Origin of the sequence: Candidatus Colwellia aromaticivorans (assembly GCF_003333305.1) — a bacterium.
Lineage (GTDB): Bacteria > Pseudomonadota > Gammaproteobacteria > Enterobacterales > Alteromonadaceae > Colwellia > Colwellia aromaticivorans.
This window is the reverse complement of the sequence record NZ_QOLD01000089.1, coordinates 19,731-28,390: the sequence shown is the minus strand read 5'-3', so window position 1 is coordinate 28,390 and position 8,660 is coordinate 19,731. Positions and strand designations below refer to the sequence as shown.

General features: G+C 36.8%; 8 protein-coding genes. 1 reads left to right on the top strand and 7 read right to left on the bottom strand.

Going from position 1 to position 8,660, the window contains the following annotated elements:
* Positions 1-390: 390 nt before the first annotated feature.
* The gene (gene bamC, locus DWA31_RS14520; protein ID WP_114327297.1) at positions 391-1,518 is read left to right on the top strand and encodes an outer membrane protein assembly factor BamC; all 1,128 of its coding nucleotides are present in this window, start codon (positions 391-393) and stop codon (positions 1,516-1,518) included.
* 53 nt (positions 1,519-1,571) lie between these two features.
* Here bamC and DWA31_RS14515 read toward each other — a convergent pair whose 3' ends face one another.
* The 7 genes from DWA31_RS14515 to DWA31_RS14485 form a co-directional block, all read right to left on the bottom strand.
* Positions 1,572-1,784 (bottom strand): hypothetical protein, encoded by a 213-nt coding sequence (locus tag DWA31_RS14515; protein WP_114327296.1) that lies wholly within the window; start codon positions 1,782-1,784, stop codon positions 1,572-1,574.
* Positions 1,785-2,056: 272 nt separating this feature from the next.
* Positions 2,057-2,851 (bottom strand): M15 family metallopeptidase, encoded by a 795-nt coding sequence (locus DWA31_RS14510; protein WP_245942632.1) that lies wholly within the window; start codon positions 2,849-2,851, stop codon positions 2,057-2,059.
* A gap of 20 nt (positions 2,852-2,871) precedes the next feature.
* Complete coding sequence (gene dapE, locus DWA31_RS14505; RefSeq protein ID WP_114327295.1) at positions 2,872-4,035, bottom strand: succinyl-diaminopimelate desuccinylase; 1,164 nt, start codon at positions 4,033-4,035, stop codon at positions 2,872-2,874.
* Positions 4,036-4,076: 41 nt separating this feature from the next.
* Positions 4,077-4,451, bottom strand: coding sequence for a Spx/MgsR family RNA polymerase-binding regulatory protein (locus tag DWA31_RS14500; RefSeq protein ID WP_114327294.1), 375 nt, complete (start codon positions 4,449-4,451; stop codon positions 4,077-4,079).
* 46 nt (positions 4,452-4,497) lie between these two features.
* Complete coding sequence (locus DWA31_RS14495; RefSeq protein ID WP_168427359.1) at positions 4,498-4,878, bottom strand: ACT domain-containing protein; 381 nt, start codon at positions 4,876-4,878, stop codon at positions 4,498-4,500.
* A 255-nt stretch (positions 4,879-5,133) separates the two neighbouring features.
* Positions 5,134-7,269, bottom strand: coding sequence for a phosphate acetyltransferase (gene pta, locus DWA31_RS14490; protein ID WP_114327292.1), 2,136 nt, complete (start codon positions 7,267-7,269; stop codon positions 5,134-5,136).
* Positions 7,269-8,540, bottom strand: coding sequence for an acetate kinase (locus DWA31_RS14485; RefSeq protein WP_114327291.1), 1,272 nt, complete (start codon positions 8,538-8,540; stop codon positions 7,269-7,271). Before DWA31_RS14485 ends, pta begins: the two co-directional genes overlap by 1 nt.
* Between the last annotated feature and the right edge of the window lie 120 nt (positions 8,541-8,660).

Here is an 8,660-nt window from a genome sequence, read left to right as displayed (position 1 = left end):
TGAACATCCTGAGCGATGGTCAAAAAAAGAGAGAAACTGGCAGCCAATAGGCGCTGTGGAGTTAAATCCAGAGCAGCACAAAGAAGCTGCTTAACAATTTAGGCGACAACTGCCTTGAAAAACGCCGAATAGCTTAATATCGAGGTTACAATATATTTTCTTTCGTTGCTAAATCAGTAACTCATTAAATATTGTGACATTAAAATGCCTAACTTAATGATAAAAAGTATTATCGCCTACACAGGTAAGAAAAAACATTCTAATAACTTGTGTTTGCAAAAACAGCCAAGTACCATGGTGCGCTAATAATTTGGTATGAAACTGAACCAAATAGGGTTTGAGTCATCAAATGAATACCAATTTTGTAAAGAGTTTTTCTCAGGAGTTTTAATGAGTCGTCAATTGTTTTATTTTTCTGTGTTTAGTTTAACGCTATCAGCGTGTAGTAGTGTTGATAGTAAACGTGCACAGGGAGATTTTGATTATGCAAAAAAGCAAGAATCTAAAGAGTTTATTGTTCCCGAAAATTTAGATAAACCAGCAAAGAAAAAAGAATTCTTAATCACTAACAAAATTAATCACCAAGGATCTATTGGTGAAAAAATGGATGTAAGAGCACCGTCTTTAGTTTTGCCTATTGCTGCATCTTCTCGTGCTGTTGCCGAATCTCATGAAGCCATAATCTGGTTTGATAAAGCACTTGAAGATAAAGATTTATTGGTTTTTATTCAAAACGCTCTTGTTAGCCAACTTATGTCTGATGACGTCAGTTATGAGGTTGTTGAATCATCCACTCAGGATGAACCAGACAGCAAAAGGCAGAGTAAAACCGAAATTTATGAATCCGATTGGTACCATAATGAGCTAGAAACTGGTTGGCTATTTACTGATATCGAATCATCGACAAGTTTACGTTTTAGTTATAAGTTTTTTGTTAAGCCTCATGGGCGAAGCGTATCGTTACAAGTTTCATTAATAGATTATATGAAAACTGACAGTGATGGAGGTAGTAAAAATATAGGTCCTATTGATAAACAGCGCGCTGAAATGCTAATGCTAAATGAGGTTATTTCTCAAGTAGATTATAATTATCGTTTGCAACAACGTGAAAATCGTTTAATGCGGGCTAATCAACAATTAGTCGCTATTGGTGAAAATAAAGAAGCAGAGCCAGCTTATGTTGTTGAGATGGGGTTAGATAATCTTTGGGACAATATGCCTATTTTCTTTGAAAAACATGGCTTTACTATTAATGATTTAAACGAAACTAACAAGATTTATTATGTGGATTTTACTAAACCTGAAACAAGCATATGGGATACTATTTGGGGTGATGAACCGCCTGTTATTGAAGTCAGTGATGCAAAATATCAGTTTGTGCTTGCCCCACTTGATGATAAAAATCAACAAACGTCAGTCAGTATTTATAATGCTGACGGTGAGCCTTTACCATTAGAAACGTTAGAGCTAATTTTCCCTGTGATGGAAACGGGTTTATCTTTTAGAAATATCTATTAGTTGATAAAACATGAACTTAAAATAACGCCGATTGTTCGGCGTTTTTTTTTGCCTTATTTAGGTAGCAGATGTTTTTTTTTAAGTTTGTTTTTGTCTACTGTTGGCATTTTATGATCTGTTTTATTACTTCTTGGTAACGTTTCATCTAGATCGTTTAAGTTTTTTTTACGCATCCTCTGATTAGTGTTTTTTTGAAACGTACTAAAATTACCTACAATTATTACAAATGCAATGGTAATAAAGACATAAGCTATCCAGTTATCCATGAGTTTTCCTGTTTTATTTTATTTTATTTTATCATGCCTATGTAGATCAATCAGGAACAATTCAAAATTGCTCGAAAACGTCATTCCAGTGTTGTTTTAGGCTGACGTGGCATGGATGCCACTTTAGACTATGCATGGAGCACATCGTCCTGAATCCAAACTAAAAGACAATGGATCTTCGACAAAAGACTTCGAAGATGACGTTATCAATGAGCTCCTGAGTAAAGTGCATAGGCACGTATTTTATAGTCTTTTGCTTAATCTAAATGCTATTAGACATCAGTATTTACATTATTAATATAATGTTTGGCTATTCTGTCCAAATTATCAATAATTATTATTTTACCCGCAATATCCGTGTTTATTAAACATTCTTGTAATGCCTGTAATTTGAATGTTGCTTGATATTGCTTGGCAAGTGGCGCAAAAGATAAATGCCATGGCTCTTCAGCAACGCCACCTCGATAACAGTCATAGGGTAAGTAAAAGCCAAATTCTGCAGCATGTTGGGTAAGCCAAGCAGATAACTTTGCCATAGGGCCTGATTGTTGATATTCCCAAGGTTCAAGTTGTAGCGATTCATCAGCCGCTAATAAATTTGGTGCATAGACATCAATATCGCAACCCCAATGATGTCTACTTGCCCCTGGTAGGGCAGAATAAAGTAAAATGGCTTCGATAATTTGCCAGTCAGACAAACGGCTAATATCTACTATTTCACCGTTGGCTTTTTTTATTGCAGTATTGCCAGTAAATTTGTTATTCCATATTTGTAGCTGTCGCTCAAATGAGCGAAAACCACTGGCAATTTTGAGTTCTAACCCTGCTATTTTAGCACTTTGTCTGAGTTCTTCAAAGGCTGAGCGCATTTGTTGGTGAATACCAATGTTTGACTTTGATGATGCTTGAACAGGTTTTATTGCATTATCGTTAGTTAAATTTTTATTAGGCAAGCTTTTGTTAGTTTGGCTTTCATTCGTCAAATAATGAATGTGCTGATTTGTTAAACCCAGTAATTGCTTATTTATATCATCTGAGATTTTCACGTTATTTGTTGGCATTATCATTTGTGTTTTCTACTTTTCTACTAAAGAAGTACTTCTTTTAAACAAGCATAGTAAATATCGCATAGCTTATCTAAGTCATCACAAGAAACCGACTCATTTACTTGATGTATGGTGGCATTACAAGGGCCTAGTTCAATAACTTTTGCGCCTGTTGGTGCAATAAACCGGCCATCGGATGTACCGCCAGAAGTAGACAATACTGGCGGAGTTCCTGTTACTGATGTTACTGCCTGAGTTACTGAAGTTAAAAAGTCACCTTTCTCATTGTTTAATTCGGTTATAAAAGGCTTACCATTAAATGTCCATTTAATGTCATAGGTTAGCTGATGCTTGTTTAATATAGATTCAACTTGTTCGACAATGATCTGATCAGTTAATTCCGTACTATAACGTAAATTACACAATGCGGTTAAATGACCCGGCACCACGTTAGTCGCACCTGTTCCTGAATTGATATTCGATAATTGAAAGCTGGTTGCGGGGAAATAATCATTTCCATTATCCCAATGATTCTGACTTAATTCAGCTAAAGCCGGCATTGCCAAATGAATAGGATTTTCTACATGCTCAGGGTAGGCGACATGTCCCTGTTTACCTTTAATATCAATCTCTGCTGAAATAGATCCCCGTCGACCATTTTTAATTATATCACCTACCGTATTTGTACTTGAAGGCTCACCAACAATGCAATAAGTTATTTTTTCATTACGTGCTTCTAAAGTATCAATTACCCGCGTTGTGCCATTAATAAACGGGCCTTCTTCATCACTGGTAATTAAATAAGTGATTGCGCCTTTATATGAAGGGTAGTCATTAACAAAGCGCTCAGTAGCGACAATCATTGCGGCAAGGCTACCTTTCATATCAGCAGTACCTCGACCATAGAGCATACCGTCAATTATTGTTGGCTCAAAAGGAGGGGTATTCCACAGTTCTAAATTTCCTGGTGGTACCACATCAGTATGGCCGGCAAAACAAAATACTATATCATCAGCCTCTAGACCACCGTTACGGCGTGACCATAAATTAGTAGTATCTTCAAAGATCATTGTCTCATTGATAAAGCCGAGTTTGGCTAAACGCTCTTTTATAAGTTGCTGGCAACCTGCATCCTCTGGCGTAACTGACGGACGAGAAAGTAAGTCTATAGCTAGCTTGATCACATTGCTTGTTGGCTTTGGCATGTTAACTCTTTGCTTTTAATTGTGTAAATTAGGGTGAAATTTTATTGGAAAATCTCTTGATAGTTTTCAGCTTTAAAACCTAAGTGCAGTTGTAGAGAACTTTGAGAAGCATCTGTTTCAATGAGCAGTAAAGGGCGCTTTAATAACGTAGGTTGAGCAAGCACTTGTTCAAAAACGACTTCATCTGTGAGGTTGTTTTTTATTTCATCACTTAAGTTTCTAAAGGTAGTACTGCGTTTATTTAACAGCGTACTCCAATCATTTAGCTCAACGAACTGTGCTAATAATTCATTGGTTAATGGCTGTTTTTTAAAATCATAAAACGCGTAATTAACGCTATTAGCGGTTAGCCATTTTTGAGCTTTTTTTACTGTGTCGCAATTATTTATGCCATATAAAGTGATTGTTTTAGTCATTTCTTTTGCTTCTCTGGGCTTTGTGTTTCAAGGAATAATTTTTTAATTATTGTAGTACGTGATAATCGTTTGCGTTAAGTACATTAATGGCAGTACTTACGGTATCTTTTTTAACTAATATATAATCCGTATCAAAAGTAGAAATTGCAAAAATACTAATTTTTTCATTAGCGAGTATGGCTGCAATGTTAGATAAAATGCCTGTTAAAGAAAAGTCTAAAGGGCCAACTACTTGCAAAGCTAGCCAATTAGGCTCTGATTTATCACTGTCAATTGCTATGTTATCTGGTAGAACGATAGAAACTTCATCGAAAGTTTTACCAATAAAATAAATAGGTGCTTTAAAGACTTGCGGTGGAATTTCACTGTGCTCGGGCAAGCGATGAATAGTAAAACATTCATTTAATAGCTTTAACGTTAATTTCATTATTATCCCTTGGTGATAGCACTATAAGTAAATTAGGGGCTACTATAACGATTTTTATCAATTAATACCAAATGAAATAGTGAATGATTTATTCATTACTTCAATTGGTATAACTTTAGCGAAGAAGTAAATAGAGGAAATTCAATGATATCCACAAAAGCTGTGGATATCATTGTGAACAATCTTTGGTTATAACTTTAAGTTATTGCTTTTAAAGAATATTGTTAAGTGGGTAAAATTTAACAGTTTGTCTTTTTATTGTGTTGCTTGAATTGCCGTTAACGCAATTGTATAAACAATATCATCAACTAATGCACCACGAGATAGATCATTAACGGGTTTATTCATGCCTTGTAGCATCGGCCCGATACTGACTAAATCAGCTGACCTTTGAACGGCTTTATACGTTGTATTACCGGTATTCAAATCGGGGAAAATAAATACCGTCGCTTTTCCGGCAACAGGGCTGTTTGGCGCTTTTTTCTTAGCTACACTCTCCATAATCGCGGCGTCATATTGTAGCGGCCCATCAATGATCAAATCAGGTCGTTTCGCTTTCGCTAACTGAGTGGCTTGTGTTACTTTCTCTACATCAGAGCCATGACCAGAACTGCCTGTGCTGTAGCTAATCATGGCAACACGTGGCGGTATACCAAAAGCGGCGGCAGAATCCGCTGATTGAATGGCAATATCGGCTAATTGCTCAGCATTTGGGTCAGGATTGATTGCACAATCGCCATAAACAAGCACTTGTTCAGGTAATAGCATAAAGAATATTGATGAAACTAAAGAACTACCCGGTGCGGTTTTAATTAGCTTTAAAGCAGGCCTTATAGTATTCGCTGTTGTGTTAACTGCACCAGAGACTAAACCATCAACTTGTCCCATTTGAAGCATCATCGTTGATAATACAACATTGTCCTGTAAATTTTCTCTAGCAATAACGTCCGTGAGCCCTTTATATTTTCTAAGTTCAACTAAAGGCTTTATATAGTTTTCTCTAATATGATCGGGATCTGTTATCAGCAGACCCTCAGGTAAATGAATACCTTGTTGTTCAGCTATGCGTAAAATATCCTCTTTATTACCCATAAGCTGACAACGTGCAATATTACGTTCGCAACATATTGCCGCGGCTTTTATCGTGCGAATATCATTTCCTTCAGGTAAGACTATTAATTTATTTGCCTGTCGAGCAAGTTCAGTTAATTTGTGTCTAAAGGCAGGTGGTGATAATAAATAATTTGATTCTACTTTATCGGATAGGTGAGTTATCCAATCTTTTGATAAGTTATCGGCAATGTGCTGTTTGACTTTTTCTTGCCGTTGAATATCATCTTGAGGAATTTCTGGATTATAATTCATAATATGACGAGAGGTTTTCCAAGTATCCCATGGTACAGAAAGTACAGGTAAACCGGCATTGAGTGCTTGCTGGCACAGTTCCCAAACTTCTTTTGATGGCTCAAAACCGTTAGTTAAAATTAATGCACCAAGTTTTGTTCCATTTAATGCTGACAAACAGGTAGCAATAATAATGTCAGTGCGATCACCTGGGGTAACAATTAAACGACCAGGTACTAAGTAACTTACTAGGTTACCGACACTGCGAGCACAAAAAGCGACACTTCGAAATCGCCTATGTTCCATTTCACCCGCATTAATTACTTTAGCTTCAAGGTAATTACTAATATCCATAATACGCGGTGCAATAAGATCTATCTCCCACGTAATAGATCCGAGTAAATCAAAGTGCCTATTTTTGAAAATATTTAAATTTTGCCATGGGATAATATCAAAATCAGTATCTATTTCTTCTTCCCTAGGCAGTAAGCCATGTTCATCTTGATCAGGTGCATTCAATTTATTAATAATACAGCCTAATAAGTGCTTGTTCTTGGTGCCGCCATAGGTTTCAGCGGTCACTTCAAGCCTATTTTCAAACGCCTCTGTATTATCATTTCCCGGTGCAGCAACCAAAACAATATCAGCACACAGGGCTTGTGCTACATCGCGGTTAATCCGACCCGCATATGGCTGCCGAGTCGTTGGAATTAACCCTTCGATAATGACCACTTCTTGATCCTTATTGAAATCATTAAAATTTTCGACGATTTCTTCAAGTACCATATCGTGTAAACCATCAGCCATTTTTTCTTCAAAATAGCTAAGAGAGATACAACGACTATTTTGTGACAGGCTGACAGCCTCTATCGTTTTATTTTTTTTGGCTAACGAATTCCGTGAAGGTTGGCTAATAGGTTTGAAATGGCCTACTTTAATGCCCTTTTGTTCGCAAGTGTGCAATAAACCAAGTGCAACACTGGTTAAGCCAACACCAAAACCAACAGGAATTAGCATTATTCTATGAGAATCTGATTTAGCTGCCATTATAATTTTCCTGCAGAGTTTGATGTTAATAATTGTGCTGATTGCTCTGCGATTACCCACTCTTCATTAGTGCCGATTACCCAACAGGGTCTTGATGTGTTAATAGCAATATCTCCACTACTACCAAAGCGAGTAGCTTGGTTCTTTTCTTCGCATAGATGAAAATTCAATAACCCTAACTGGTTGACAACTTCTTGTCTTACCCAAGAAGAATTTTCGCCAATGCCCCCAGTAAAAATCAAACCGTCTAACTCACTTAGGCTAGCACTAAACGAGGCGATGCTTTTAGCTATTCGATAGCAAAATACAGTTAACGCTAATGTGGCTTGTGCTGATTGTGGATGACTTTTATCAAGCATAACTGTTTCTAGTGTACGGCAATCATTACTAAGCTCAGATAAGCCAAACAAGCCGCTTTTTTTATTTAATAACGTATCAACTTGTTCAATACTAAAACCAAGCTGTTCAACTAAGTGAAATATAATACCCGCGTCAATATCACCACTGCGAGTTCCCATCATGATGCCTTCAAGCGGGGTCATCCCCATGCTGGTATCAACACTTTGTCCATTTTTTATTACCGTTACACTACAGCCATTCCCTAAATGAGCGCTGATCAAATTACATTGTTCTAGTGGTTTGCTCATAAGCTTTGCGGCCTGATTAGCAACAAAATAGTGGCTTGTACCATGAAAGCCATAACGCCTAATACTGTGTTCTTGATATAGCTTAATGGGTAACCCGTAAAGGTATGCTTTTTCAGGCATGCTTTGATGAAAAGCAGTGTCAAATATTGCCACTTGCGGCAGTGTTGCAAATGCCTGTTGGCAAGCGTTTATACCTATGATATTTGCTGGATTGTGTAAAGGAGCGAGTTTAGCAAGTTTTTCAATGGTCTTTTTAACGGTCGTATTAATTAAGGTTGGTTGCGCGTAATGTTCACCACCATGAACAACGCGATGACCAATAGCAACAATGCTGTCAACTAAATTCAATTGCACAAGTTTATTTACCAACGTGTTAAGGGCTACCTGATGATCAAAAGGAGCAACAAGCGTACTTGTTTCTACTTGTTCTTGATTGTCTATATCAACATTATATCTAACTTTAATACTGGCTTGTGGTGTCGTTAAGCATTCAGCTAAACCTGATAATAGGGTTGTGCCAGATCTAGGCTGTATTAATGAAAATTTTACCGATGAGCTACCGCAATTGATCACTAAGATGGCTGTAACACTTGTTTGTGCAGAAGCGGATTTTTGTTTTGACATGGTTTCTTGATTGAATAAATGAAAGGAAAATATATAAAACTATTGTAACCCTTTGGTATATAAAAAAATTGATACAAGGTAATAAAGTTGATCTTGTTAAAGATATAATTAGTGAAAATT